The organism is Herbaspirillum rhizosphaerae (assembly GCF_001189965.1).
GTDB classification, from domain to species: domain Bacteria; phylum Pseudomonadota; class Gammaproteobacteria; order Burkholderiales; family Burkholderiaceae_D; genus Herbaspirillum; species Herbaspirillum rhizosphaerae.
In genome coordinates this window covers 21,500-46,908 of record NZ_LFLU01000023.1, presented here as the reverse complement: position 1 = coordinate 46,908, position 25,409 = coordinate 21,500, and the positions used below count along the sequence as shown (strand labels likewise).

The 25,409-nt window shown below is 63.6% G+C and carries 23 protein-coding genes and 1 pseudogene; 10 read left to right on the top strand and 14 right to left on the bottom strand.

Features of this window, described 5'->3' with window-relative positions:
* Positions 1-42: 42 nt before the first annotated feature.
* The 4 genes from AKL25_RS22055 to AKL25_RS22040 form a co-directional block, all read right to left on the bottom strand.
* Positions 43-2,550 (bottom strand): hypothetical protein, encoded by a 2,508-nt coding sequence (locus AKL25_RS22055; RefSeq protein ID WP_240475832.1) that lies wholly within the window; start codon positions 2,548-2,550, stop codon positions 43-45.
* Positions 2,551-2,557: 7 nt separating this feature from the next.
* A complete protein-coding gene (locus AKL25_RS22050) occupies positions 2,558-3,688 on the bottom strand; it encodes a DUF3142 domain-containing protein (RefSeq protein ID WP_240475831.1) in 1,131 nt (376 codons plus the stop codon).
* A gap of 364 nt (positions 3,689-4,052) precedes the next feature.
* On the bottom strand, positions 4,053-5,123 hold the full coding sequence (locus tag AKL25_RS22045) for an SMP-30/gluconolactonase/LRE family protein (RefSeq protein WP_050479869.1): 1,071 nt from the start codon (positions 5,121-5,123) through the stop codon (positions 4,053-4,055).
* Between the two features lie 304 nt (positions 5,124-5,427).
* On the bottom strand, positions 5,428-6,333 hold the full coding sequence (locus AKL25_RS22040; protein WP_050479868.1) for a LysR family transcriptional regulator: 906 nt from the start codon (positions 6,331-6,333) through the stop codon (positions 5,428-5,430).
* A gap of 159 nt (positions 6,334-6,492) precedes the next feature.
* Here AKL25_RS22040 and AKL25_RS22035 point away from each other — a divergent pair, with 159 nt between their 5' ends.
* Genes AKL25_RS22035 through AKL25_RS22025 form a run of 3 tightly spaced genes read left to right on the top strand, consistent with a single transcriptional unit; the run spans position 6,493 to position 8,474 of the window.
* The gene (locus AKL25_RS22035; RefSeq protein WP_050479867.1) at positions 6,493-7,233 is read left to right on the top strand and encodes an SDR family oxidoreductase; all 741 of its coding nucleotides are present in this window, start codon (positions 6,493-6,495) and stop codon (positions 7,231-7,233) included.
* Positions 7,234-7,261: 28 nt separating this feature from the next.
* Positions 7,262-8,158: an SDR family oxidoreductase gene (locus tag AKL25_RS22030; RefSeq protein WP_050479866.1), complete on the top strand. Its 897-nt coding sequence runs from the start codon at positions 7,262-7,264 to the stop codon at positions 8,156-8,158.
* Positions 8,159-8,207: 49 nt separating this feature from the next.
* On the top strand, positions 8,208-8,474 hold the full coding sequence (locus AKL25_RS22025) for a hypothetical protein (RefSeq protein WP_050479865.1): 267 nt from the start codon (positions 8,208-8,210) through the stop codon (positions 8,472-8,474).
* Here AKL25_RS22025 and AKL25_RS23950 read toward each other — a convergent pair.
* The 5 genes from AKL25_RS23950 to gcvA form a co-directional block, all read right to left on the bottom strand.
* Positions 8,378-9,025, bottom strand: a complete 648-nt coding sequence (locus tag AKL25_RS23950; RefSeq protein WP_240475830.1) for a hypothetical protein — start codon at positions 9,023-9,025, stop codon at positions 8,378-8,380. The genes AKL25_RS22025 and AKL25_RS23950 overlap by 97 nt on opposite strands.
* A 25-nt stretch (positions 9,026-9,050) precedes the next feature.
* Positions 9,051-9,836 (bottom strand): DUF899 domain-containing protein, encoded by a 786-nt coding sequence (locus AKL25_RS22015; protein WP_050479863.1) that lies wholly within the window; start codon positions 9,834-9,836, stop codon positions 9,051-9,053.
* A 142-nt stretch (positions 9,837-9,978) separates the two neighbouring features.
* On the bottom strand, positions 9,979-10,650 hold the full coding sequence (locus tag AKL25_RS22010) for a Vgb family protein (protein ID WP_050479862.1): 672 nt from the start codon (positions 10,648-10,650) through the stop codon (positions 9,979-9,981).
* 76 nt (positions 10,651-10,726) lie between these two features.
* Positions 10,727-11,962, bottom strand: a complete 1,236-nt coding sequence (locus tag AKL25_RS22005; RefSeq protein ID WP_050479861.1) for a hypothetical protein — start codon at positions 11,960-11,962, stop codon at positions 10,727-10,729.
* 43 nt (positions 11,963-12,005) lie between these two features.
* Positions 12,006-12,932 (bottom strand): transcriptional regulator GcvA, encoded by a 927-nt coding sequence (gene gcvA / locus AKL25_RS22000; RefSeq protein WP_050479860.1) that lies wholly within the window; start codon positions 12,930-12,932, stop codon positions 12,006-12,008.
* A 158-nt stretch (positions 12,933-13,090) separates the two neighbouring features.
* Between gcvA and AKL25_RS21995 the strand changes: the two genes are divergently transcribed.
* Both AKL25_RS21995 and AKL25_RS21990 read left to right on the top strand, forming a co-directional pair.
* Positions 13,091-13,864: an SDR family NAD(P)-dependent oxidoreductase gene (locus AKL25_RS21995; protein WP_050479859.1), complete on the top strand. Its 774-nt coding sequence runs from the start codon at positions 13,091-13,093 to the stop codon at positions 13,862-13,864.
* A gap of 23 nt (positions 13,865-13,887) precedes the next feature.
* Entirely contained in the window at positions 13,888-14,229 is a 342-nt protein-coding gene (locus tag AKL25_RS21990; protein ID WP_050479883.1) for a carboxymuconolactone decarboxylase family protein, read from the top strand.
* Positions 14,230-14,335: 106 nt separating this feature from the next.
* Here the strand turns inward: AKL25_RS21990 and AKL25_RS21985 are convergent, their stop codons facing one another.
* The 4 genes from AKL25_RS21985 to AKL25_RS21970 all read right to left on the bottom strand — a co-directional run bounded on the left by AKL25_RS21985 (position 14,336) and on the right by AKL25_RS21970 (position 18,084).
* Entirely contained in the window at positions 14,336-14,566 is a 231-nt protein-coding gene (locus AKL25_RS21985; protein ID WP_050479858.1) for a hypothetical protein, read from the bottom strand.
* A gap of 144 nt (positions 14,567-14,710) precedes the next feature.
* Positions 14,711-15,844 carry a sensor histidine kinase gene (locus AKL25_RS21980; protein ID WP_050479857.1) on the bottom strand — a complete coding sequence of 378 codons (1,134 nt, stop codon included), beginning with the start codon at positions 15,842-15,844 and terminating at the stop codon, positions 14,711-14,713.
* Between the two features lie 337 nt (positions 15,845-16,181).
* Positions 16,182-16,712 (bottom strand): M48 family metallopeptidase, encoded by a 531-nt coding sequence (locus AKL25_RS21975; protein ID WP_050479882.1) that lies wholly within the window; start codon positions 16,710-16,712, stop codon positions 16,182-16,184.
* Between the two features lie 202 nt (positions 16,713-16,914).
* A complete protein-coding gene (locus AKL25_RS21970; protein WP_050479856.1) occupies positions 16,915-18,084 on the bottom strand; it encodes a branched-chain amino acid ABC transporter substrate-binding protein in 1,170 nt (389 codons plus the stop codon).
* 312 nt (positions 18,085-18,396) lie between these two features.
* Here AKL25_RS21970 and AKL25_RS21960 point away from each other — a divergent pair, with 312 nt between their 5' ends.
* The 3 genes from AKL25_RS21960 to AKL25_RS21950 all read left to right on the top strand — a co-directional run bounded on the left by AKL25_RS21960 (position 18,397) and on the right by AKL25_RS21950 (position 22,390).
* A complete protein-coding gene (locus tag AKL25_RS21960) occupies positions 18,397-18,909 on the top strand; it encodes a sigma-70 family RNA polymerase sigma factor (RefSeq protein ID WP_050479854.1) in 513 nt (170 codons plus the stop codon).
* Complete coding sequence (locus AKL25_RS21955; protein ID WP_050479853.1) at positions 18,899-19,906, top strand: FecR domain-containing protein; 1,008 nt, start codon at positions 18,899-18,901, stop codon at positions 19,904-19,906. The genes AKL25_RS21960 and AKL25_RS21955 overlap by 11 nt, the downstream gene beginning before the upstream one ends.
* A 102-nt stretch (positions 19,907-20,008) precedes the next feature.
* The gene (locus AKL25_RS21950) at positions 20,009-22,390 is read left to right on the top strand and encodes a TonB-dependent receptor (RefSeq protein ID WP_083444832.1); all 2,382 of its coding nucleotides are present in this window, start codon (positions 20,009-20,011) and stop codon (positions 22,388-22,390) included.
* A 140-nt stretch (positions 22,391-22,530) separates the two neighbouring features.
* Here the strand turns inward: AKL25_RS21950 and fliN are convergent.
* Positions 22,531-22,806, bottom strand: a pseudogene (gene fliN / locus AKL25_RS21945) (flagellar motor switch protein FliN); the annotation flags it as partial.
* A gap of 231 nt (positions 22,807-23,037) precedes the next feature.
* Here fliN and AKL25_RS24350 point away from each other — a divergent pair.
* Positions 23,038-23,364, top strand: a complete 327-nt coding sequence (locus AKL25_RS24350; protein ID WP_157050730.1) for a hypothetical protein — start codon at positions 23,038-23,040, stop codon at positions 23,362-23,364.
* 170 nt (positions 23,365-23,534) lie between these two features.
* Positions 23,535-25,397: a putative bifunctional diguanylate cyclase/phosphodiesterase gene (locus AKL25_RS21935; protein ID WP_050479851.1), complete on the top strand. Its 1,863-nt coding sequence runs from the start codon at positions 23,535-23,537 to the stop codon at positions 25,395-25,397.
* Positions 25,398-25,409 lie beyond the last annotated feature (12 nt).

Here is a 25,409-nt window from a genome sequence, read left to right as displayed (position 1 = left end):
ATAATCCGGCAGGCCTTTTCCGTAGCGCGACGGGAGCGTGTTTCAATCCTGCTTGATAGCGTCGCCCGGTCGGCGTGATCGCAAGCGTTTCACCACGATGACGCCGAGCGTGCCGATCCCGGCCAGGAAGGCCAGCAGCAGCGCGACGCTGACGGCGCGATGCGTCGCCACCCAGTGCCGCGTCTTCTTCCACGCCTGCACATACGGGAAGCGGCTGGCGGCCTTGAAATCCGGCTCCACGCAGTTCTGCCCGAAGTCTGCGGAAAACGGCACGGCCGTGCCTTCTTTCACGTAGCGGCGATACAGCGCCGGCGCCAGCGTCGCGTCGTAGTAGACGAAGCCGGTGCCCTGGCACAGCACCGCAGCAAACGCCTGCGAGCGCGGCGGCAAGGCATCTGCCGATTTCATGATGTAGTCGACGGCGATGTTGCGGTAGTGATAGCGGACGTTGGGTTTGCTTTCGCTGGCGGCGTAGCGTTTGCGTTCGTCGTCGGTGACGAAGGAACCGGGCAGTTCAAGTGCGGCGCGTTGCGCCGGGGTGTCGATGGTGACGGTTTTTTTGGCGTCGCCATAGTAGAGATTATCGACGGTGCGACGGCCGGGGCCGAAGCCGAGCATGCCGTCCATGCCGGCGTAGTCGGGTGCCTGCTCGTATCCCATGATGTCCAGGCCGCGCCGGCGCGCCAGCGTCGCCGCTTCGTACCAGGCCTTGGCGCGATTGACGGCGCGCCATGCATGGGCAGCGTCGTCCAGCGCATCGCCGTAGGCTTTGGCGGTCGCGCGATAGCGCCAGTTCGCCAGCGTGCTCTTGCCGTCGCTGTAGTTCTGTTCCATCGGGGCGTAGCGCATGTCCTGGTCGTCGGGGAAGTAGGGCAAGGCGTCGGCGACGCGTCCTTCGCGCACCAGCCGGCGCGCCAATAAGCGGCGCAGGTAGTCGGAGATCTGTACCGGATGCGCGCTCAGCCATTCGTAGTATTGCTTGTCGGGCGTCGTCGGAAAATTCTGCGGCGCCGCCGGCACCGGTGTAGCGGGGACGTGCGCATCGACATAGGTTTTCAGCTCGTCGACCGTCAGTACGCGCTCGGCCAGATACCAGGTGTCGCCGCTGTAGTCGCTGTAGAGAGGATGACTCAGACTGGCGTCCTTGCCGTCGCGGTTCTGGCTGGCCTTGGTGACGCTGTACAACTGGTCGAAGGCTTCGACGTATTGTCCGCGCGATAGCGTCAGCACGCTTTGCTCGGCCTTGATCAGGCCCAGCGAAGCGGGTTCGACGCTGGCGTCGGTTTGCGGAAAGGCTTTGGATGCTTCCGCGTAAGCCTGCGCCGCAGCAGCGACGTCGCCTTTGCGCAGGGCCAGCTTGGCGCGCACCCAGCTGGCCAGCGCGCTGTGCTGCTTGTCCGCCAGCGTCTGCGCCAGGTCGTAGTAGCCGCTGCGATAGGCCAGCGCCGCTACGCGGTCGGCGTCGGCGATGCGGGCGATGCCTTGCTTCTGCAATGCCGCCACCAGCGACGGCAGCACCGGATTGACCTTGGCGCCTTTGTCGCCTCTGGCAGCGTCGACGTAGCCGTAGCCGCCCCACGAGGCATCGTATTCAGCGGGCTGGCTGGCGTTGTCGCCGCTCATGTCGCCCACGCGCGCCAGCGCATAGCTGACCAGCAGACGCTGCGAGAGCGGATCGTCGATCAGCTTTTGCGCACGCTCGGTATCGCTCAGCGCCCAGGCCGCGATGCTGCGCAGCGATTGCACGCCGCTGTCGGAATTGTGCGCCGCCTGTTGGGCGTACAGATGGATGGCTTGCTTCAGATCGACGGCGGGGATGGCGTCGGCGCAGGGCGCGGCGTTGACGAAGTCGGTGTAGCTGCACAGGGCCGCGCTGCTGGCGAGAAACACGCGCGCCTGTTCTCCGTAGCTGGCTACCGCCAGACCGTTGGGATCGAGCGCGCCGTCGGCTGCACGAGTACGCGCCAGTGCGTAGGCCTGCGTCGCTTTCGTACGTTCTTCGGTTGGCTTGCCGCCGGCGCCGAACATCGCGCCGGCATGGCTCTGTCCGAGCATGTAAGCGGCCCACACGGCGCGCTTGTCGCCATCCGCCTTGGGCAGATCGAGCACGGCCTGGAAGCGCTTCACCGCACGCGCGCCATTGTCGCCTGCGGCAAGATAATCCACGGCGCCGGCCGCATACAAACGCACCGCCGGCGGCAGGTCGGCGCCTTGCGCGTACGCAGCGTCGCCGTCCTTGAGCGCGCGTACGGCCTTGAGCTGCGCACGTTGCGCGGGCGTCATGAAGGTCGCATCGACGGCGTCGGCGGCGGTGAGCTTGTCGGGCGATGCGTAGGCGTTTTCATTTTCGTTGACTTGCAATTGGTCGCTAACCTTGACCAGATGCGAAGCCTCGTAAGCAAAGGAATTGGCCGGCGTCGCCTTCAGCGTGCCGGCACGGTCGTCCAGCACCTGCAGCGGAAACTCAGGGCCGCAGGCGATCACGACCGCGGCGCCGAAAGGGAGCGCCAATGCAGCGGCGATACGAAGGTGTTTGATGTTCACGTTCATGTTCAAGTTAGCGTTCCACATGGAGTTGGATGTCTGGTTGCTGGCAGCGCACCCAGCCGATGTTGCGTTGGTAACCGGCGCGCAATAAGCCTTCGCGCGTGCGCCGCAGATATTTGCCCTTGGCGTCCGCCTCCAGGGCGTAGCCGTTGATGCCGTCGGCGGCGCTGCATGCCGCATCGATGCGCACCACCGGCGGCAGCGCGCTGTCGGCGTTGCCGGTGTTGCGTAGCGTGAGATCGTGCAGGCCGGCCTGCGCGTTGGGCATTACCTCAACCGTGAGGGACGACGTCAATGGCCGGCGCGCCAGCACAGCTTGCCAGGTCGTCGGGCTCCAGTTGCGCACATCGTCCTCGGTCGGCAGGCGGAACCAGACCACGCCGATCAGGCCCGGCGAAGGATCCTTGTCCAGTTGCGCGAGGAAGGCGCTCACCGCGGTCGGCGATGCCGCCAGTTCCTGCGAAGTCTCGCCGGAAGCCAGCAGAGGGCGCTCGCTTTCCACCGCGCTGATGCGGCCGTTGTCGTCCCAGCTCACGCGCGTGCTGTAAGAGGGCAGCGCCACGCGCCAGGGATGTGCGGTCTGCTTTGCATAGGCTTTCAGCCAGGCATGCGCGCGCTCGGCGTCGAACAAGCCCTGGCGTGGATTCATCACGGCGTGCACTTGCAGTACGGATTCGTCCGCCACGGCCAGCAGCTTGCTGAGCTCGGGGCTGTTGAGCCAGGTCGGCAGGGCGGTGATGGAGAGCGTGGTGTCGCGATCCAGGCTTTGCCGCAGACCGGTCAGAAAATGGCGATAGGCCGGCAACTGCGACGTCGGGCAATCGTAGTCGATTTCCACGCCGGTCACCGTCACGTTCTGTTGCCGCCAGCGCGTGAGCAGGTCGGCGACGCGGGTTTGCGTGGCGGCATCGAGCCTGTCGGTCTGGCCGTCCAGCCGCACCACCATCACGACGGCATGCGTGGTCGTGCGCAACGCTTGCCAGTCGGGGGAGGCAGTCTTCCACTGACGCTGCGGAGTCAGTTCCGCAGCCAGCACGCGCCAGCCGCCGACCAGCTGATCGCTGGCCTGCATGGCGCCGGCGACGGCAGGACTCCATTGGCGCTGCCAGATATAAGCCTGCTGCGGGAGGACATCCGGCACGCGTTGGCAGGCCGCCAGCAACGCGCCGCACGAAGAGAGGACAAGCAAAAGAAAAACGGAACGCAGGCGCCGGTATCGGTAGCGATGCGGCAAGCCGAATGTTGAGCAGCGCAGCATGTGTGGTGTGTGGGATTGCCGGTTTGGAATCGGGTCTGGCGCTGCGTCGTCTGCAGGGATGCGTTACTGGCTGCCATTCTAGTTTATCCGTCCGGCCTTGCGCTGAGGCGCAGCGGATTTATTCGCGGATGTTGCGTCGTCGATGCGGGCAGGGGGGAGGGAAGATGGAAAAGAGGAGCCGCGCTTCACTGCCTGATTGAGTACTCAGGCAGTGAAGCGCGAAGGACATTACCGATGTCGCAGAGGCTTACGCCGCGCCGCGCGTATCCACGTAGACCGCATACAGCGAATGACTGCTGGCCATGAACAGGCGGTTCTTCTTGGCGCCGCCGAACACCAGGTTCGGGCAGCGTTCCGGCAGGTGGATGTGGCCGATGGCCTTGCCTTGCGGCGTGAAGACGCGCACGCCGTCCAGCTCGGCCGCGTTGGCGTCGAGCGCGCCGTTGCTGCCCCAGCCGCACCACAGGTTGCCGTCGACGTCGACCTTGAAGCCGTCGATGGCGCCCGGGCCGTTGGCGTCCACCGCCAGCGTGCGCGAACCCAGCCTGGTGCCGTTGTCGGTCAGCTGATACGCCCAGATCACGCGGTTCGGCGTGGCGCGCGATTCGACGATGTAGATGACTTTTTCATCGGGCGAGAAGGCCAGGCCGTTGGGGCCGGCCAGGGCGTCGGTGATCAGGCTCAGCTTGCCGCTCTGGCCGTCGATGCGATAGACCGCGTGCGGCAGTTCCGAGGCCTGCTTGTCGCCTTCCCATTCGCCGGCGATGCCGAACGGCGGATCGGTGAACCAGATCGAGCCGTCCGATTTGCAGACGATGTCGTTGGGCGAGTTGAAGCGCTTGCCGTTGTAGTTGTCGGCCAAGACGGTGATGCGGCCGTCGTATTCGGTGCGGGTGATGCGGCGGGTCAGATGTTCGCAGGCGATCAGGCGGCCCTGGCGGTCGCGCGCCAGGCCGTTGGTGAAGTTGGCCGGATTGCGGAACACCGAGGTCGTACCGGTGACTTCGTCCCAACGCATGATGCGGTTGTTGGGGATGTCGCTGAACAAGAGATAGCGGCCGTCGCCGAACCAGACCGGGCCTTCGACCCAGCGGAAACCGGTCGCCAGTTGCTCGACCGTCGAGCTGTACAGCCGGTATTTCAGGAAGCTGTTGTCCAGCACCTGCACGTTGGGATCGGGGTAGCGCTGGCTGGCCTTGAAGTCGAAACTCTGGGCCCTGGCGGTCAGGGCGGTGGCGGCCATGGCCAGGCCGCCGAGCAATGTTGTACGACGAGTTGCGTCGAAATTGCTGGTTTTCTTCTTGTCTTCTTGATTCATCGTTGTCTCCATGTGGGAAAAGAAACCCGATTCTTCCGGCGTCGGAGAGGGCCCGGCAATCCGGAGAAATCAGGCTTGATCCTGCTATTCCATATAGGCATGAGCTGCGACGGCAATGCCGGTGCGGCATGTCGCAAAGAGGGGATGAGGCTGTCTCCTGGGTGGCAGGTCTTGGCGTTTGGCCAGCCCGTCCATACTTATATGTTGTCGTACATCATATAAGCTGTGGAAGGGATTGGCAACGCCAATTTTCCGCAAGGGAATAGCGTATCAAGGGAAGGGCGCGAACCGGGATGCCGGCGTGTCAGGTCGCACTCTCGCCCTGCCGCATCAGATTCGCCATCCAATCCACCAGCACGCGCACGCGCCGCGACAACTGCCGCTGATGCGGATACAGGATGGACACCGCCATCGGCGCCGGGCGGAACGCCGCCATCACTTCGACCAGCCGTCCGTCATTCAACTGCTGCTGCACGTGATAGCGCGGCAGCTGCACCAGCCCCAGGCCGCCTTCGCAGCAACTGACATAAGCCTCCGCATGGCTCACGGCGACCTGGCCGGGCAGGCCGATGCTGTGCGTTTCGCCATCGGCGAGAAAGTCGAACGGCAGGATCTTGCCGCTGACCGACGAAAAGTAATTGACCGCCTGATGCCTGCCGAAGCTTTCCAGCGAATCCGGCTCGCCGTGCTTGTGCAGATACGCCGGACTGGCCACCGTGACCTGCTGCAGCCGCGCCACACGCCGGATCACCAGGCTGGAGTCGCGCGGCTCGCCGGCGCGCAGCACGCAGTCGTAGCCCTCGCGCACCAGATCGACGGCACGGTCGCCCATGCCGATTTCCAGCTCGATCTGGGGATACTGCGCGCAGAACTCCGGCAGCCGCGGCAGGATGAAATGCATCGCCAGCGATTCTTGCAAGTCGATGCGCACCTTGCCGCGCGGGTTGGACGCGGCGGCGCTGAAGGCCGATTCGGTTTCTTCCAGATCGGCCATCAGCTGCACGCAGCGCGCGTAATAGGCGTTGCCGTCCAGCGTGGCGCTGACCTGGCGCGTGGTCCGCTGCAGCAGGCGCACGCCCAGCCGCGCCTCCATCTGCTTGATGGTGTGGGTCACCGTGGCGCGCGGAATGTGCAGGTCGTCGGCCGCCTTGGTGAAGCTGCCCAGCTCCACGATACGGGTGAACACGCGCATTGCGTCGAAACGATCCATGGGCAAGCCTCGCGCTTATTGTTGGTGAATTTTGAATAGTGATAGCAATTTAAGCATATTTATCCAAAACCAACCAGAGTCCACAATGGCTTCACTGACTCGCTAAGCAGCGGTCACAAGAAGTAAATCCACCCATTTATTCACGATCAGGAGCACATCATGGAACAAGCACAACAAGTCGCCATCGTCACCGGCGCCTCGCGCGGCATCGGCGCTGAAATCGCCAGACAGCTCGGCAAGGAAGGCTACGCCGTCGTCGTCAACTACGCCGGCAACGCGGCAGAAGCGCAAAAGGTGGTCGACGCCATCGCTGCCGATAACGGCAAGGCCATCGCCATCCAGGCCGACGTCGCGGACTCGTCCGCCGTCAATGCCCTGTTCGACCAGGCCATCGCCGCCTTCGGCCGCGTCGACGTGCTGGTTAACAACGCCGGCATCATGCCGCCCAAGCTGCCGATGCTGGCCGACACCGACGACGCCACCTTCGACCGCCTGATCGCGGTCAACCTCAAGGGCAGCTTCAACACCATGCGCGCCGCCGCCACCCGCTTGCAACAGGGCGGCCGCATCGTCAATTTCTCGACCAGCGTGATCGGCCTGGCGATGCCGGGCTATGCGGTCTACGCCGCTACCAAGGGCGCGATCGAAGTCATGACCAACATCTTCGCCAAGGAGTTGCGCGGCAAGCAGATCACCGTCAACGCCGTCGCACCTGGCCCGACCGCCACCGCGCTGTTCCTCGACGGCAAGACGCCGGAACTCGTCGAGCGCTTGTCCAAGGCTGCACCGCTGGAACGCCTGGGTTCGCCGGATGACATCGCCAAGGCAGTGGCTTTTTTAGCGGCGCCCGGCAGCTGGATCAACGGCCAGACGCTGCGCGCCAATGGCGGCCTGGTGTAAACCCGAGACGGAATTTCAAGGAAAAATCATGAACAAATCAATCATCCTCGTCACCGGCGCTTCGGCCGGCATCGGCAAGCTCACCGCGCGCTCGCTGGCGCAAGCAGGTCACACGGTCTACGCCAGCATGCGCGACATCCAGGGCCGCAACGCATCCAAGGTGCGCGAACTGCAAGACTGGAGTTTTGCGCTCGGTCTCGATGTGCGCGCCGTGGAACTCGATGTGCTGTCGCAAGATTCCGCCGACGCCGCCGCGGCAAAAATCATCGGCGAGCAGGGCCGCATCGACGTGGTCGTGCATAACGCCGGCCATCTGGTGGTCGGTCCGACTGAAGCCTTCACGCCGGAAGAAATGATCAAGGTCTTCGACACCAACGTGCTCGGCGCTCAGCGCGTCAACCGCGCTGCGCTGCCTTATATGCGTGAACGCCAGTCGGGTTTGCTGCTGTGGGTCAGCAGCACCACGGTGCGCGGCGGCTTTCCGCCGTTCATGGGGCCGTACGCCGCCGCCAAGGCCGCGATGGATTCGATCGCCGTGACGCAGTCGTATGAGTTGGCGCGCTTCGGCATCGAAACCTCGATCATGGTGCCGGGCGCATTCACGCATGGCACCGATCATTTCCCCAACGCCGGCAAGCCTGCCGACCAGAAGACCGCCGATGCCTATGCGCGTTATGCCGGGCTGATGGATCAGGTCGGCGCTCGGCTGTCGGCGCTGTCGCCCGCCGATGCGGATCCGCAGGCGGTCGCCGACGAGATGACGCGCATCGTCAACTTGCCGGCCGGCCAGCGTCCGTTCCGCGCGGTGGTGGATTTCATCGACGACGGCGCCGGCGCGGTGACCGATGTGGCCGAGCGCGTGCGCGAAGAATTCGCACAGCGCATCGGCATCGACGACCTGCTGCATCCCGCAGTGATCGCCTGATTTCATCCGATCGATTGCAGCCCTATTGCCTTGAGTGAAGGAGATCGACATGCACAGCGTTCAAGTCATCCTCGGCGGATTCGCCCTGTGGACCAGCCTGCTGCTCGCCCGCAGCATGTGCGACCTGCGCGCGGGCGACGGCGCGCTGTACATCGTCTTTTGCGCGCTGTGGTTTGCAGCCGCGGTCGTCAACATGGCGATAGGGATCTACGGCGCCGGCTATTCGTTTGCTGAAGAGTTGCCGTACTTCCTGCTGGTGTTCGGCGTGCCGGTGATGGGCGCGGCGAGTTCGGTGATGATGTGTCGTGGCCGGTAAGCGGCGGCAGCGGTTGCCACAACAGCCATCGCAGCGGTGACGGCAAGCATCGCGGCCATGTGCACGCCTACCGCAGCCAGCGCCAGCAGCAGCGAGCCGGATGCCGTGATCTCACGCGCCGGTGAGTTGCTCAGACACAGGGGCACGAGCGCCGGCACCAGCATCAAGCCGGCGCCATGCAGGGTAGACATCAGGCAAGACCAGAGCGCCAGTCCCGCATGCGTCGACGGCGTCCGGGCCGGCCTGGCTTTGTGTCCCGACAAGCGACAGGCGGCGTATAACGCCAGGGCCGCCAGCAACACGCCCGCCGCGACTTTCCACGTAATGCGCTCCATCTCCATGCCCAGCGCCACCGCAACGGCCACCAGCGCGACCGATGCGGCATGTCCGACGGCGATCGGCATCAGTGTGGGCAACAGCGCGCGCAAGGCCTGCCTCCGGTTGCGCGAGCGCAGGCCCCAAGCTACGGCGAACATCCAGCCGGTGCAGGGGTTCAATCCGTGCAGGGCGCCTGCGCCTGCCACCGCCAGCCATGGCCAGAATGTCGACATGACATGCTCGCGCGCTAAGGCGAAGTCAGGTGCGTGAGTGGCAGCATGCGCCACTCATTGCCGCCGGTTTGGCCGCGCTTGATTCGTAGCGGTCGTGATGGCGCACCCATGCCATCCTGTGAGCGACGTCGCCTTCGTCGCGGCCCTTGGGCGTGAGGTCCATCATGCTGTAGGCGCCGATCATCACTTCCACGCCGCGGCCGAAAGCGGAATAGGTGTGGAACACTTCGCCCGCCTCGTTCTTGTAAAACACGCTGATGCCCGGTGCTTCGCTCGCAGGGAAGAAGCGCGCGCCGTAGTTGTAATAGACCTCGCCCTTGGCCTGTTCTTGCGGCGTGAAACTGACTGCGAAGTCGAAATTGAAATCGCTGTCGTGTGAGGATGCCCACGGAAATTGCCAGCCCATGCGTTGGCGGAAGCCTTCGATCTCGGCCAGCGGCGCGCGCGAGACGGCGACCGGCGTGATGTCGCGCTGCTTCAGGTGCACGTTCATGCCGTCGGCATGGTCCGCCATGAAAGAGCAGCTCGGGCAGCCCTGTTCCCAGCCCGGCCCGAACATGAAGTGCTGCACCAGCAGCTGGCTGCGTCCGTCGAACAGTTCGGCCAGCGTGCGCCGGCCGGCGGGCGTGTCGAAGACATAGTCTTTGGTGACGCGCTCCCACGGCAATGCGCGGCGTTCGCGGGCGATCTCGTCGCGCAGGCGGGTCAGTTCTTTTTCGCGCGCCAGCAGCGCTTTGCGCGCGCTCAGCCATTGTTCAGCGGAGACGACGGGGTGGGGTTGGGTGACTGCCTGGTCGGTGATGCTGTTCATGGTGTTCTCCTGATTTAAAGAGTCTTTAAGCTTGTCGATGGACGTGCACGATCCCGCCGTGAGGCCGACAAGATCGTTGTTGCTGGAGGAAAAAGTGACAGCGGGCGTCGGCAGAAGAGTTCTGCGCCCGGCTGACGGAAGATCAGGCGCTGTTTGCCTTCGGCCGCCGTACGGCGCGCACTTTGCCGCTCAGGCCGCCGCCGCAGTAGAACAGATCGGCGCCGTCCGATTCCAGCCCGCTGACGCCGGTGCCGGGCGGCATCGCCAGCCGTTCCAGCACGTCGCCGGTGTCGGGATGGATGCGGCGCAGTTCGCTTTCTTCGGCTTCCCAGGTGCCGTGCCACAGCTCGCCGTCGACCCAGGTCACGCCGGTGACGAAGCGGTTGGAATCGATGGTGCGGATGATGGCGCCGGTGGCCGGATTGATCCGGTGGATCTTGCGGTCGCGATGCTGGCCTACCCACAGGCTGCCTTCGGCCCAGGTCAGTCCCGAGTCGTTGCCATGGCCCGGGGCCGGGATCGACGCCAGCACCTTGCCGCTGGCGGGGTCGATCTTGTCGATGCGCTGTTCGGCGATCTGATACAGGTAAGTGCCGTCGAAGGCGGTGCCGGCGTCGCAGGGATGCGTGAGTGTGCGCGTGGCTTCGCCGCTGGCCGGGTCGAAGGCGATCAGCGCGGCGCCGGTGGCGGCCCAGACCTGGCTGCCGTCGTGCGTCACGCCGGCCACGCGGTCGGTACCGGGGAAGGGACCGTATTCGCGCACGATCTCGGCGGGTCGGGTTGCTACTTCAGCTTTGCTGCGTTTCTGGCTCATCGTCGGCTCCTTCGGTTTCTTGTCGGCAGTGTGGTGTGCGCCGTTCCCCGGCGCTGCAAAACAACATGAGGCAACTTTATGCCATCGGCAGCGCAGCGGGGAGTAACAAGATTGTCGTGAATCCTGCCAGCGGCGGCGACAGCCAGCGCTGCGTGCGCGCCCGGCCGATCGAGCGCACGCGGCCTTCGGCTTCCAGCTCGGCCAGTGCGCGCTGCACGGTGCGCTGGCTGGCGTCGAGGGCCAGCGCCAGCGCCGAAGTCGACCACGCGGCGCCGTCCGACAGCAGCGCCACCAGCGCGCCCTGGTCGCCGTCGACAGGCGGCGCCAGCACCGCCACGGTGCGCTGACCGAGCGGCCTGAGAACGAAGCCGCGCGGCGTCGCTTCGATTTGCGCCAGCGCGGCGACGAGCGCGCGCAGGCGGCCGATTTCAACGCGCAGGCGCGCCCGGTGCGAATCATCCGGATCGCGGGTGCGGAAGGCGTGGGCGATCAGGTCTTCCCGCGTCATTTCGCAGGGCCAGGCTTCGGCCAGTGCGCGCGCCAGCGAGAACAGTATCGGTCGCCGCGCCAGCGATTGCCAGGCGGCGCCGACGCCGATGCTGATACTGCGGCGGCAGGCATCCACCACCAGCGTGTCGGAAGCCAGCAGCGCCGCGACCTCATCGAGCCGCAGGGTTTGCTCGCCGTCTGCGCCCAGACGCCGGGCGGCAGGGCGATCCAGTATGGCTTGCACATCGGCGACTTCGGCCAGCAGCGCCGGCACGCGTGCATGGCGGGCCGCCAGGTGCGCGCGCGCAAGCGCCTGCCGCGCCGGCTCCATGCGCAAGGAGCGCAGCGCCAGTTCCGCCGCCGTCAATGCGGCAACGGCCGCCAGCGACGGCGACAGGCCGCGTGTATCGAGCGTATTGAGGGGCGCCAACGCACTTTCGGCTTCTTCCAGACGGCCCAGCAATAGCAGACGGCGCGCTGTAATCAAGCGCGCCTGCAAGGCATTGGCGCGATCGGCATGCGCTTCCAGCGTGGCCAGCGCCGCCGTCAGCGTACGCGGCGAGCCGCCGATGTCGCGTTCGGCCAGGGCCACTTCCGCTTCGGCGACGACGCAGCGGGCGCGGGCCAGCTCTTCATGCGCACCGAAGCCGCGCGCGGCGCGCCGCAGCAACTCGCGTGCGCGCAGCAGTTCGCCCAGCCGGGCCATGGCGATGCCGCGCAAGGCCAGCGCCGGCGGGTCGTCGCGCAGGGCGACGTGTTTGAGTGCGCCCAGCGCATCGCCGGCGGCGAGCGCACGCGCAGATGCGGCGATCAGGGAATCCATGGCGAGAGCATACACCGCGGGCTTGCGTGTGGAGCTGGCGGATTTACCGCGCCGTGGTCATGGCGGCGGCCTCCGACAGCAGCCAGTCGCGGAAGGCCGCGATGCGCGGCAAGCTTGCGCATTCCGGGCGCGAGACCACGTAATACGCCAGCGGCGATGCGCACGAGACGGTCTTGAACAGACGCACCAGGCGGCCCGAGGCCAGGTCGTCGCGCACCATCACGCTGCGCCCCAGCGCCACGCCATGGCCGTCGACGGCGGCTTGCAGTACGGCAGCGGAATTATTGATCTGCAGGCCGCGTTCCGAATCGACGCCGGAAAATCCGGCAGCATCCAGCCAACTGCGCCAGGTCTGAAAACCGGGATGGTTTTGCATCGACAGATCGTGGATCAGCGTGTGGCCGACCAGCGCCGAGGGATCGTGCATGGCGCCGTGGTGCGCCAGATAGCCGGCGGAACAGACCGGATAGATTTCTTCCTCCATCAGCTTGACCGCCGTCAGCCCCGGCCATGCGCCTGCGCCATAACGCACGCCGACATCGATGCCGTTGGCGAGGAAGTCGAGCGCCTTCAGGTTGGTGTCCAGGCGCAGATCGGTTTCCGGATACGCCGACTGAAAAGCTTCAATGCGCGGCAGCAGCCATTTGGCGGCAAACGCCGGACTGACGGTTACCGTCAGCACGCCGCTGGTCGACCCCTCCCTGAGCAACCCCAGCCCGGTCGCCAGACGGTCGAAGCCGGCGCGGATATCCGGCAGGGCCTTTTGCGCGGTGTCGGTCGGCACCAGCCGTGCGTTGCCGCTGCTGCTGCGCGAGAACAGCGGCGCACCCAGCCACTCTTCCAGCCCGCGCACTTGTTGTCCGACCGCAGCCGGCGTCACGTTCAGCTCCGCCGCCGCTGCGGAAAAACTCTGGTGCCGGGCGCTCGCCTCGAAGGCGCGCAGGGCGTTGAGATAGATGGGGTATTTCATCTGATGAGATAGTTTTTCTTTGTCGGTGCAATGGAATATCTGATTTGTCGGCGTCTTGCCGAAATTTCATACTGTGTCCGTTACTGCAACAGATCAGCCTGAGCGGACGCGATTTCTGCCAGGCACAGGCAAACACTCATTCTGAAAGGATACATCAAATGCATAGTTTTTCTTCCAAGGTCGCGATCGTCACCGGCGGTGGCTCGGGCATCGGCAAAGAGGTCGCCAAACGTCTGGTAGCGGCCGGCGCATCGGTGGTCATCGGCGGCCGTGACGCCGCCAAACTGAAACAGGCGGCACAAGAGATCGACGCCAGCGGCGCTAAAGTGCGCTACGTGGCGGGCGACATCGCCGCACCGGCAACCGCGCAGGCGCTGGTCGCCGCCGCGACGGAAGCGTTCGGCGGCGTCGACATCCTGATCAACAACGCGGGTGTGTTCAAACCGAAAGCCTTTCTTGACGTCAACGAGCAGGAATACAGCTGGTTCCTCGACATCATTCTCAAAGGCAAATTCTTCATGGCGCAGGCCGCAGCCAAGGCGATGCAACTGCGCGGCGGCGGCGCCATCGTCCAGACCGGCTCGCTGTGGGCATTGCAAGCCATCGGCGCGACGCCGTCGGCGGCGTATTCGGCAGCCAATGCCGGCGTGCATGCGCTGACGCGCAACCTGGCCCTGGAGCTGGCGCCGCTGAATATCCGCATCAACACCGTCGCGCCTGCGGTGGTCGAGACGCCGGTCTACAACACTTTCATGAGCGACGAGCAGGTCAAGGAAACGCTGCCGTCCTTCAACAGTTTCCACCCGCTGGGGCGCAACGGCCAGCCGGCCGACGTCGCCGAGGCGATGCTGTTCCTGGCGTCGACCAATGCCTCGTGGATTACCGGCGCCGTCTTGCCGGTGGATGGCGGCGTCACTGCCGGCCGCAACTGATCAGATAGAGGAGCAGCGACATGATGATGAACTGGAACGGCTATCGCGACCAATTGCTGGCGCGCGTCGGCGATCTCGCCAAACTGAGCCCGGATGTGGTGCGCGGCTTGCAGACCCTCGACGGCGCCGGCGCCAAAACCGGCCACCTCGACGGCAAGACGCATGAGCTGATCGCGCTGGCGGTCGCCGTCACGACCCGTTGCGACGGTTGCATCGCAGTGCACACGCAGGCGGCGGTCAGGCACGGTGCGTCGCGCGAAGAAATCGCCGAAGCGCTGGGCGTGGCGATTGCATTGAATGCGGGCGCCGCCGTGACGTATTCGGCGCGCGTGCTGGATGCGTACGCTGCGCTGGAACAGGCGTAAAACCAAGAGTGAAGACCGGCGCAGATTTTCAGATGTCAGAATCCCTGTTCAGGATCTGCGCCGGCACGGAATAAGCTGGACGGCTGCGTCGAAACGGGCAGGGCGTCTATGCCGGCGGCGACTGCCGGGACAGAAAACTGCGTCCCTTTTCGGTGAGCGAGACCATGCCGGACATTCCCGCAGCAGAGTCGACGAAGCCGTCGGCGCAGGCGTCTTCCCATATGGTCAGCCGGGGACAGGTGCTTTTCCAGACTTCCAGGACTTCAGAGTAAGACGGCTTGCCTTGTTCAATCCAATGCAGCATTTGCATCGTCAATGCATCGTGCGACCGCTCCATATGTCCTCCGTGAAGAGTAGGCCATATCCAGTATCGTTCGCCATGCTGAGATCGGCAAGGGAGTTGATGCGCGTTTTTGCTTTGCACTTCGTCAAGCTTGCCGGTCTGCAAAATATGCAGCGCGGTCCGTCGTGACGCAATTCCTTAAGCGCGATTTGCCGGAAGCTCGACCGTAAAGATGGTCCCCGATTCCGTACTCGATTCCACCTTGATGCTGCCGCCATGCGCGAGCGCCACTTCGCGCGCGATGAAAAGTCCCAGGCCGAGGCTTGTTCTCGGGCGTCCGTCGTTGCCGGATTCGGTCGGCAGTTGCACCAGCGGCCTGAAGATGGATTGCAGCGATTCGAACGGAATCTCTGTGCCGTAATTCTTGACGCTGACCACAATCCCGATGTCGCTGCTGCGCGCATCGAGCGTCACAGGCCGCTCGGAGGTGCCGTACTGGGCGGCGTTAAGCAGCAGATTGGAAAACAGCTGGTGCATGCGTACCGCATCGAAAGAACCATTCAGGTCGCCGTCGGTGTGCAATTCGAATCGCATCTTGGGATGCATGGAACCGGCTTCTTCCACCACCGACCGGAACACATCGAGCAGATCGGTCGGCAGGCAGAGCGTAGGCATGCCGTTGCCCAGCTGTGTGCGCGTATAGCCGAGCAGATCGTCGACCATGGCGTTCATCATGCGCGCACTGCGCTTGATGCGGGCGCCGAGTTCCATGACTTTTTCCGCAGGCAGGATGGCATGCATCATCAGGTCGGCGGTCAATCCCATCGTGGTCAATGGCGCCCGAAGGTCGTGCCCGAGAATGGCCAGGAACAATTCCCTGGTGTGATCGGCGCGCGCGGAAAACGTCAGCACCGATTCGCTCAGCGCCTGGTCGATGGCTTCGTTGAAGCGCACCATCTGCTGTATCGTCTCGCCGGACATCGTCTCTACCTGCGGCAGCCACAGGCGCAACACCGTCGCGCGCAAGGCGCGATATTCGGCACTGACCTGCAGCAAGGAAAAATCGCCGGCCTGGCGCAAGGCGCCGTGTATCGATGCGGCGCTGCGCTGCGAATACAATCCCGGCGCCAGCCCTTGCGATTTCAATTGCTGCTGTTCAGGATTTTGCAGCGTTTCGATATCGACGGCGATGGCCTGGAGAATTTCCCGTGCATGGTCGCGCAAGACCAAATCGGGTTTCTGATGTGCGTTACCCGACAAGACATGCGCGAAGCGTTCCCACTCCGCCAGGATGTCGTTCATGTGTTTGGTGATGAAATAGTACAGCTTCATGTCGCTCTTTCTTGACGCATTGCGCACCGGCGCTCGAATATTCGCCTGCCTGCGCGCTCAGGCGCAGGAAAGGGTCAGGGGACTTGCGGGTAAGAATTGAATCCAGGTTTGTGTGCTCCGGTCACACGCGGCATGGCTGGATCCGATGCAGGTTGAATCAGCGTGCGCGCATGCCGGCGCGACGACGATGATGCAAGAAGAGGGATGCATGTTTGTTGCTTCACAACACCATGTTGCGGGCAACGATTGCGTGAGTGTACGTCAATTTGACGAGATCGAAAAAGTCGGGACGATGGCGCGAGCGCCGGGCATCCGATGCGGTTGCCGACCGGCAGGTCTATGCACGCTCCGGTTTTTCTGCGCTCCAGAGCCGTCGTCCGGAGGCATCCAGTTCCGTGAGGTAAAGACGCAGATCGAACTCATACTGATGATAGTTCGGCTCCATGTAAGAACAGAGTTTGTAGAACGCCTTGTCGTGTTCCTTTTCCTTGATATGTGCAAGTTCGTGCACCGCGATCATCCGCAGAAATTCAAGCGGCGCTTCTTTGAACAAGGCTGCCACGCGGATCTCGTGCTTGGCTTTCAACTTGCCGCCCTGAATGCGTGAAATCGAGGTGTGCAGGCCCAGAGCGTGATTGATCACGTGGATCTTGCTGTCGTAGGCGACCTTGTTGATCGGCTCGGCATTGCGCAGGTATTCGGTCTTCAGGTCCTGGACATACTGATACAGCGCTTTGTCGGTGCGCAGTTCATGCGCTTTCGGATAGCGTTTGAGCAGCACTTCACCCAGGCGATTCTGCGCCAGCAGCAGCGACACTTGCTCGCGGGTTTGTTCGGGGTAGGCGCTCAGGTACTTCAGGGGTGACATGGAAGGCAAGGGAAGTGTAGTGACGGGCCGGACCGGGTGGCGCGCAATATACCACGGCAGGCCGGCTGTTCATCGCCGTTGATTCTTCAGCCGGTACAGATGACGACACTGCGCCGGCTTCTACGAACGTGTCGGCCAAGGCCGCCGGCAGCATCAGGAAAAACAAGATGCAATCGACTTCATTCGTACGGCTGGCGAGTGTTCACGATTTTGCGCAGCGGGCGTTGCTGTTCTTGTCGGCGGAGAAAAACCGTATGGGCCGCCAGCTTGCCCCTTCGGCGTGATACAGCGTGTAGGGCGGGTTGATGCGATTGCCGGCCTTGTCGAAAGCGATCTCGCCGCTCAGGCTGGCATAGCGAATATCGTGCAAGGCTGCGGTCACCTTCGCTGCCTCGGTGGAATTGGCCTGGCGCACGGCCTGTATCAGCGCGCCCGCCGCGTTGTAGGCATAGCGCGAATAGGTGCTGGGCGGGCGGCCGTACCTGGCCTGATATTTCTGATTGAAGGCTTTCCAGGACGGACACTGGTCCTGGGGAATGTCTGCTTCCAGCGCATAAAAATGGCCGTTGTCCTCGGCGGAAACATCCTGATTGGTGGTGCCCGTGTTGAGCAAGATCCTGGCCTTGACGTTGAGCCGTTTGACGGCCGCCAGAAACGCCGGAACTTGCGCCACATACGCGGCAAAGAAGATCACGTCGGCCTGCATCTCGGTCGCCGATTTCAACACCGTATTGAAATCCGAGGTCGTCGCGCCCACCGTGGCGGTTTGCAACACTTTTTTCGAACGCGCCGTCAGCTGCCCGATAAAGGCCTCGGTCAGCGCCTTGCTGGACGACGAATCGTTGCCGATCACCGCAATGTGTTGACCTTGCAACTCGTCAATCGCCGCATCGGCCAGCGAGGCAGCCACGCCTGCCGTGCTGCCGACCACGCGAAACGCCGTTTTATAGCCACGGCTGGTCAGTTCGCTGCTGGTCGACGTGAAGTTCACCTGGGCGATGCCTGCCCGCTCGTAAATATCTGCTGCGGCGAATGCTGCGTCGGAACTCCAATGGCCGATGACGCCGCTGGCACTGGATTTGACGAAATACCTGGCGACGTTGGCAGCCATGTTGGGATTGCCGCGGTCATCCTGCGGCACCAGCTCGAAACGGATGGCGTCTGCCGTCCTGGCGCGCTGCTCGTTGGCTTCATCCACCGCGATGGCCGCACCCTGGCGGGCGCTTTGCGCCAGCACATCCGGCATGCGCGCCACAAAACCGAGCCGGGCGATACGGTCATCCTCGGCACAGGCCGCGGCCGGCAGCAAAAAACTGCAGACAAACAAGGCGGACAGCAGCCGCCGGCGGGAAGCATATTTGTTCTGCGGCATCTTATTTCCCCGTTATTTGATTTGATCAAAACAAGATACTTGTCCGAATGATTCTAGCGCAGTGTTGCCGGATCAATGGGAAATAATGCGGTTGCGCCGTGTTGTTTTCAGGCAGTTGGCGTGGCGGCATTTATCGGGAGGATGGGGATATCGCCGGGGTAGTGCAGCTCTTGCAACGGTCGGATCTGCATCGACATCGGGCGGCCAGGCAGCGTAGTGCCGGATGTTCGAAAAACAACTAAGGAGGCATCCACATTGGCGCGAAGAACGATGCATATTATAATGAGAACTATTCTCATTATTTTTGCTGTCATGACCGCCGCCGTTCAACCGCATCACCAAGACATGGCCGGCCTCTACGCCGGCCATCATCGCTGGCTGCTGGGCTGGCTGCGTCGCCGCACCGATAATCCGGAGCTGGCGGCCGATCTGGCGCAGGACACCTTCGTCCGGATCATGATGTCGCGCCGCGATTTCTACCTGGATGAAGCGCGCGTCCTGCTGGCCACCATCGCCCGCGGCCTGATGATTGATCACTTCCGCCGCTGCGCGCTGGAAGCCGCCTTTCTGGAGATGCTGGCGCAGCTGCCGCCCGAACACATCCCTTCACCCGAGGCGCGGCTGCTGGTGCTGGAAACCCTCAACGAAATCGACGCCATGCTGGCCGCCTTGCCGGCCAAGGTGCGCAGCGCTTTCCTGCTGTCCCAGCTGGACGGCCTTGGCTATGCCGAGATCGCCGTTCGTCTGGAAGTGTCCCTGAGTTCGGTGCAGCAATACATGAAGCGCGCCTTCCTGGCCTGTTATCGCGTGCAGTATGGCGACTGACAGGGTGGCTGACAAGGCGACCAATCCCGTCGCCCCCGGCGACGATATCGTGACGGTCGCCATCGACTGGATGGTGAAGCTGCAATCGGGCGCCGCCACTGAGCAGGAACGCGAAGCCTGCCGCCGCTGGCGCGCCGCGGAGGCCCGTCACGAGCTGGCCTGGCAACGGCTGCAATCGCTGAGCGAGCGCGTTTCCAGCCTGCCCAGCGCGCTGACCCATGGCAGCATCGGCGCCGGCGACAGCCGGCATCGCTACAACCGCCGTTTCGCCATCAAGACGCTGTGCGTGGCCATGGGCGTCGGCCTGGCGGTCGCCGGCGGCAGCGAGATGGTGCCGTGGCGCGCGCTGATGGCCGAATATTCGACCGCGGCCGGCGAGCGTCGGCGCGTGGTGCTGGCCGACGGCACAGTGGTCGAACTCAATACCGCCACCGCCGTCGACGCCGCTTATGACGAGCAGCGCCGCCTGCTGCGCCTGCACCGCGGCGAAGTGCTGGTGACCACGGCGCATGAAAACAATCGCGCCTATCGTCCTCTGGTGGTGCAGACCCGGCTGGGGCAGGCGCGTGCGCTGGGCACCCGTTTCCAGGTGCGCGACAGCGAGGCCGGCATGCGGGTCGCGGTGTTCGAAGGCGCGGTGGCGTTTCAGCCGGCCGGCGCGTCTCAGTCCATCCGCATCGACGCCGGACGCCAGGGGCTGTTCGACCGCCGGGGACTGGTCGGCAAGTTGTCGCCGGCCGCGGAAGAAACGGTGGCCTGGACCGACGGCGTCATCGTCGCCGACCGCATGCCGCTGGGCGAACTGGTGGCCGAATTGGACCGTAACATGCCCGGCAAGCTGCGCTGCGATCCGGCTATCGCCGGGCTGACCATCTCGGGCGTGTTTCCCCTGGACCAGCCGGCGCGCATCCTGGCGGCGATTGCGCGGACCTTGCCGGTGCAGATCGACACCTTCACTTCCTACTGGATCACCTTGCGTCCGCGCGCCGGCGCCTGAGCTGGAAATCAGGTCAGGACATCTTTTCAATTTTCTTCTGCAGGTTTTCTTGGCTCGTTCGGTTTACCTGATAGCACCTTTGCCAATCAACGTAAAAACCGTATGAAAAACCTGACCCGTTTCCCTTCGCGCCCGACCCTGGCGCGGCTGGCCGTACTGGCCGCCTTCTCCATGCCGGTGGCCGGCCTGCAGGCGCAAGCCGTCGACAGCCAGCGTCTGGCCTACGACATCCCGGCCGGTCCGCTGGACCGCGTCCTGAACAACTTCGCCCGCCGTGCCGGCGTCCTGCTGTCGTTCGACCCGGCCGTCACCCATGACCGTCAGACCGCCGGCCTGTCCGGCCGCTACACCGTGGCGGAAGGCTTCTCGGTCCTGCTGACCGGCTCCGGCCTGCTGGCCGTGAAAAACGCCGACGGCGGCTACGTGCTGACTACTGCTGCGGCCACCGGCAGCAACAGCAACGCCGTGCTGCCCACCGTCACCATCACCGAAAGCGCCGACCCCACCGCGCCCTACGCCGGCGGCCTGGTCGCCCGCGGCGGCAGTCTGGGCGTGCTCGGTACCGCCAGCGTGATGGACACCCCGTTCAGCACCACCAACTACACCTCGCAAGGCATCGAAGACGTGCAGGCGCGCGCCATCGGCGACGTCATCGCCAACGACGCCTCGGTGCGCAATACCAACGGCAACGGCGGCTTCGGCGACAGCTATCAGATCCGCGGCTTCACGATGTCGGCCAACGACGTGGCGTTCAACGGCCTGTACGGCATGGTGCCGCTCACGCGCATGCCGATCGCGATGGTCGAGCGTATCGAAGTGCTGAAGGGGCCGGGCACCCTGATGTACGGCATGGGCCCGGCCGGCGGCGTCGGCGGCGCGGTCAACCTGGTTTCCAAGCGCGCGCACGAAGACCCGATCTCAAGCGTGACGGCGACCTATCTGTCCAACTCCCAGTTCGGCCTGAAGGGCGACATCGGCCGCCGTTTCGGCGAGAACCAGGAGTGGGGCATCCGCGTCAATGCGCTGTACGCCGACGGCAACACCGGCCTGTCCGGCAGCAACCAGCAGCAAAGCATGGGTTCGGTCGGGCTGGACTACAACGGCGGCCGCGTGCGCTGGAGCCTGGACGCCTACACCCAGCACGAAGACGCCCGCAACTTCCGTCCGCAGTTCAGCATCAGCAGCCTGGTGATGCCTGAAGCGCCGTCCGGCAAGACCAACCTGTACCCCGGCACCACGCTGCAATCCGACGACAAGGCCGTCGCCACGCGTCTCGAATACGATATCAACGACCAGCTGACCGCCTATGGCGCCGTCGGCTACCACGTGGCGCAATCGTCCCAGAGCTGGCCCAGCGCGACCATCCTCAATGCGCAGGGCGACACCAACGTCCTGACCAACGGTTACTACGACCAGAAGGTCACGTCGACCTCGGCCGATGTCGGCATGCGTGCGCGTTTCAACACGGGCGGCATCAAGCACACCGTGATGCTGGGGGCGAACATGCTCAATCAGCAGACCGACTACTTCTTCCTTACGCAGAGTACCGGCATCACGTCCAACCTGTACAACCCGACCGCGCTGCCCGCGGTCACCATCAACCGCGGCGACCCGACGCCGCAGAGCCAGACCCGTCTGACCAGTTTTGCGCTGACCGACACGCTGTCGTTCGCCGATGATCGCCTGCGCCTGATCGGCGGCCTGCGTCGCCAGCAGGTGTATACGCACACCTTCGCCGCCGTTCCGCAAAACTCCAACAAGAGCGCCGTCTCGCCGGTGCTGGGAGTGGTGGTCAAGCCGATCGACAACCTCTCGCTCTACGCCAACTACACCGCAGCGCTGAGCACCGGCGGCTTCACCTCCGCCAGCGACGGCAATCCGAACCAGGTGTTCCCGCCTTACAAGTCGAAGCAATATGAAACCGGCGTGAAGGCCGACTGGGGCCGCGTGACGACCACGGCGGCGCTGTTCCAGATCGAGCAGGCAAGCCGCACCAGCACGCTCGTCAACGGCGTCACCTACACCACGCAAGACGGCCGCAATCGCGTGCGCGGTCTGGAATTGGCGGCCTATGGCGAACTGCTGCGCGGCCTGCGTTTCAACGCCAGCGGCACCTTCTTCGACGCCAAGCAATATCACACGGCAAACGGCGCGACTGACGGCAAGGATGTCGGCGCCATCCCGAGCAACAACTTCAACCTGGGACTGGACTGGGATGCCCCGTGGCTGCAAGGACTGGCCTTGAACACCCGCGTCACCCGCACCGGCGCCATGTGGTACAGCAACGCCAATACCCTGAAGGTGCCAGGCTGGACCCGCGTGGACGTCGGCGCCCGCTATATCGCCAAGGCCGCCGGCCAGGTCGTGACCTATCGCGCCAACATCGAGAACCTGTTCGACAAGAACTACTGGGTGATGCAGAACGGTTATGTCGGCACTTCCTCCGGCCGCACGTTTGTGTTGTCGGCCCAGGTCGACTTCTGATGCAATTCTGATGCAGGTGAGGCTGCGCAACGTTGTGCGCAGTCGGCTTCTCGTGTGATGCCGATGCCGGACCTGAGAAGGTCCGGCTTTTTTATGGGCAGCGGGGAAGGGATGACGACCGCAGTCGTCCGATATGGCGCTTATTTCAGGCTGCGGATACGATCTGCCGGCGTCGCGATGTCGGTCAGGCGGATGCCGAACTTGTCGTTCACGACGACGATTTCGCCCTGGGCGATCAGGCATTCGTTAACCAGGACGTCCATCGGTTCGCCTGCCAGGCCATCGAGTTCGATGACGCTGCCCAGGGTCATCTGCAGCAGATGTTTGACGTTGACGCGCGTTCGCCCGAGCTCCACGGACAACCTTACCGGAATGTCCAGCACAACATTGATATCGTTCTGCGCCGGTCTGGCGGTTTTGGGATCTGCCAGTGCATCGAAAACAAAGAGGGGCTCTGAGCTCATGGAAGTTCTTCACGTGGTGTGCCGAGACCCGAGCTGAGATGGACTTTGTCGATATCGATTAATCTGCCGTCGCTTGCGCGGATTTCCAACGGGGCAAGCTTTTGCATATTCTGGGTATCCAAGGGGACGAGACTGGTTTGGCCCGGCTGGAAGACCTGCGCATCGCTCCACTGCGACAAGGCAATGAACACAGGGACAAGCGGGCGCCCTTTGGGCGTTGGCAGCTATTCCTGGCAGGCGCTGCCATCCGAGGCAGGTGATCAGTATGCCCTGTTCAATGAGAGTTCGCAGGCGAGTCGTCAAAATATTTCTGGCGGCGCCCGGGCTGCGTTGAAATTCTCCCCATCGTTTTACTCCCCCCGGCGCATCTCGCACGATCCCGACGCAAGGGATATCGCTGTATCCGGTGAATTACCCCCTGCCGCGCTGATCGCTTTTATTTTCGCTATCGATCCGATGCAGACAAACAATTTTCCTCAAGCGGGGCAATCCGTTAGTCTTTTGGCATGAAAAATCGAATAGCGAAGGCCGTCATGAAATCCACCAGCGCCGCACCGGGTCCGGCCGTCAAGGGCAAGCCGTACCGATGGGGAATGTACGGACTGCTGGCGCTGCTGATTGTGGCGAGCGTCTGACTGTCGATCGCCGTCAACCGCACGTCCAATTCGGTAAGGGCGAAGGTGACGCCGCTGCTCAAGGAAAAAATCCCCTCGCTGAACGGGCTGGCGGACTTCGAGAGCGCCTTGCTGCGCTACCAGCTCGCGCTCAACAAGTATTTCGCGAGGTCGATTTCCAGAGACCGTTTCCTTCTCATCGAGCGCGACGCCCGCATGGAGATGGACATGCGCTTCGGCTATCTGCTGAACAGATTGCAGACTCCGGACGACATGCAGGCGATCAGGCAAAGCTACGCTTCGGTCCTGGCGCTGGGGCCGAAGTTCGAGGCCGAAATGATGCGCCCGGCTGTCAATGCGGAGGCGGCGCGCGTGATTTTGCGCGATCTCAACACCAACACGAACAATATCCGCACGCAGCTCGACCGCTTGCAGGGCCGGCTGGAAAGCACCTCCGTCGACGGCGCCAGCGATGTGGTGAAGGAGGTGAACGACTCTTCCTCCCTGGTCCATCTCTATACCGCAGCGTCCCTGCTGATTGCCTTGTTCCTGATCTATCAGTTCAGAGCCAGACTCGCTTCGGAACGAAAGCTGGCGTTTCAGGCCTGGCATGACCCGCTGACGCAACTGCCGCACCGGCTCGCCTTCGAACAGCGGTTAACGCGCCTCGACGACAAGCCTTACACCGTGGTCTTGTGCGTCCCCGACCGCTTCGACCAGATCGTCGGCGGAATCGGGCATCGGCGCGCCGACCGGCTCATCCTGGAGATGACCCGGCGCGTGCAGGAAGTGGCGCGCCGGCACGCAGGCGAGGTGTTTCGTATGGATGGCGCCAACATCGCCATCCTCTATCGGCTGTCGAACGGCCATCCCGATTTTTACGCCGCGCTCGATGCGCTGAAGGCGCTGGGCACGTCGCCGTTCCAGCTGGAAAACCAGGAGATGCACGTCACGCTGAGCCTGGGTGCATCGGAGTATCCGATCCACAGCGCCGATCCTGCCGATTTATTGAAGAACGCCGACGCCGCGCTTACTGCGGCAAGAGAAGCGGGCGGCGACACCTACGTCTTCTATTCGCAATCGCTGAACGAACGCTCCCAGGAAAAGCTGGCGCTGGAAGCCGCGCTCGGGCACGCCGTCGAACAGGGCGAACTGGAACTCCATTATCAGCCGCAATACGACGTGGCGAACGCCCGCCTGATCGGCTTCGAAGCGCTGGTCAGATGGCGGCGGGACGGGCAGCTGGTGTCGCCGGCAGACTTCATTCCCGTGGCGGAAAGCTCCGGCCTCATCGTGCCAATCGGCAGCTGGATTTTGCAAGAGGCTTGCCGCCAGATCAAGATCTGGAACGAGGGCGCCGACGAAAAACTGCTGATGGCGATCAACATCTCGCCGCGCCAGTTCAATCATCCGGGTTTCATGCTGATGGTGCATGAAAGCCTGACGCAGTCCGGCGTCGATCCGAGCTGGATCGAGCTTGAGATCACCGAAGGCATCATGGTCCAGCGGCCCGAGAGGACCGCGCTGTTGATGAAACACCTGCGCCACCTCGGCATCCAGCTGGCCATCGACGATTTCGGCACGGGTTATTCCAGCCTCTCGTACCTGAAGCATTTCCCGATCACCAAACTGAAAATCGATCAGTCTTTCATCCGGGGTTTGCAGGCCGGATCGAGCGATGCCGCGATCGTCCAGGCGGTGATCACGCTGGGACACAATCTGAATGTCGCGGTGATTGCCGAAGGCGTGGAGGAGCAGGAGCATCTGGATCTGCTCGGCGCATGGCGCTGCGATCAGATTCAGGGATATTTCTACAGCAAGCCATTGACCGCAAATCGCGCCGGCGAATTTATCAGTCGCGCCGGCGAATTCATTGCCCGGCAATCCTTGCTGCGGGACGCATCGGCAATCGAATTAAGCGCGGCGTGACGTGCGCCTGCC

Bases quoted from the DNA above. Each gene is read 5' to 3' on its own strand.
- AKL25_RS22040 (WP_050479868.1), bottom strand. From the start codon at position 6,333: ATGGATCGTTTCGACGCAATGCGCGTGTTCACCCGTATCGTGGAGCTG.
- AKL25_RS21950 (WP_083444832.1), top strand. From the start codon at position 20,009: ATGAAAAACCTGACCCGTTTCCCTTCGCGCCCGACCCTGGCGCGGCTG.
- AKL25_RS22030 (WP_050479866.1), top strand. From the start codon at position 7,262: ATGAACAAATCAATCATCCTCGTCACCGGCGCTTCGGCCGGCATCGGC.
- AKL25_RS22025 (WP_050479865.1), top strand. From the start codon at position 8,208: ATGCACAGCGTTCAAGTCATCCTCGGCGGATTCGCCCTGTGGACCAGC.
- AKL25_RS21990 (WP_050479883.1), top strand. From the start codon at position 13,888: ATGATGAACTGGAACGGCTATCGCGACCAATTGCTGGCGCGCGTCGGC.
- AKL25_RS22010 (WP_050479862.1), bottom strand. From the start codon at position 10,650: ATGAGCCAGAAACGCAGCAAAGCTGAAGTAGCAACCCGACCCGCCGAG.
- AKL25_RS23950 (WP_240475830.1), bottom strand. From the start codon at position 9,025: ATGTCGACATTCTGGCCATGGCTGGCGGTGGCAGGCGCAGGCGCCCTG.
- AKL25_RS21960 (WP_050479854.1), top strand. From the start codon at position 18,397: ATGACCGCCGCCGTTCAACCGCATCACCAAGACATGGCCGGCCTCTAC.
- AKL25_RS22035 (WP_050479867.1), top strand. From the start codon at position 6,493: ATGGAACAAGCACAACAAGTCGCCATCGTCACCGGCGCCTCGCGCGGC.
- AKL25_RS22015 (WP_050479863.1), bottom strand. From the start codon at position 9,836: ATGAACAGCATCACCGACCAGGCAGTCACCCAACCCCACCCCGTCGTC.
- AKL25_RS21985 (WP_050479858.1), bottom strand. From the start codon at position 14,566: ATGGAGCGGTCGCACGATGCATTGACGATGCAAATGCTGCATTGGATT.
- AKL25_RS22005 (WP_050479861.1), bottom strand. From the start codon at position 11,962: ATGGATTCCCTGATCGCCGCATCTGCGCGTGCGCTCGCCGCCGGCGAT.
- AKL25_RS22055 (WP_240475832.1), bottom strand. From the start codon at position 2,550: ATGAACGTGAACATCAAACACCTTCGTATCGCCGCTGCATTGGCGCTC.
- AKL25_RS24350 (WP_157050730.1), top strand. From the start codon at position 23,038: ATGAACACAGGGACAAGCGGGCGCCCTTTGGGCGTTGGCAGCTATTCC.
- AKL25_RS21980 (WP_050479857.1), bottom strand. From the start codon at position 15,844: ATGAAGCTGTACTATTTCATCACCAAACACATGAACGACATCCTGGCG.
- AKL25_RS21975 (WP_050479882.1), bottom strand. From the start codon at position 16,712: ATGTCACCCCTGAAGTACCTGAGCGCCTACCCCGAACAAACCCGCGAG.
- AKL25_RS22045 (WP_050479869.1), bottom strand. From the start codon at position 5,123: ATGAATCAAGAAGACAAGAAGAAAACCAGCAATTTCGACGCAACTCGT.
- gcvA (WP_050479860.1), bottom strand. From the start codon at position 12,932: ATGAAATACCCCATCTATCTCAACGCCCTGCGCGCCTTCGAGGCGAGC.
- AKL25_RS21995 (WP_050479859.1), top strand. From the start codon at position 13,091: ATGCATAGTTTTTCTTCCAAGGTCGCGATCGTCACCGGCGGTGGCTCG.
- AKL25_RS21955 (WP_050479853.1), top strand. From the start codon at position 18,899: ATGGCGACTGACAGGGTGGCTGACAAGGCGACCAATCCCGTCGCCCCC.
- AKL25_RS21970 (WP_050479856.1), bottom strand. From the start codon at position 18,084: ATGCCGCAGAACAAATATGCTTCCCGCCGGCGGCTGCTGTCCGCCTTG.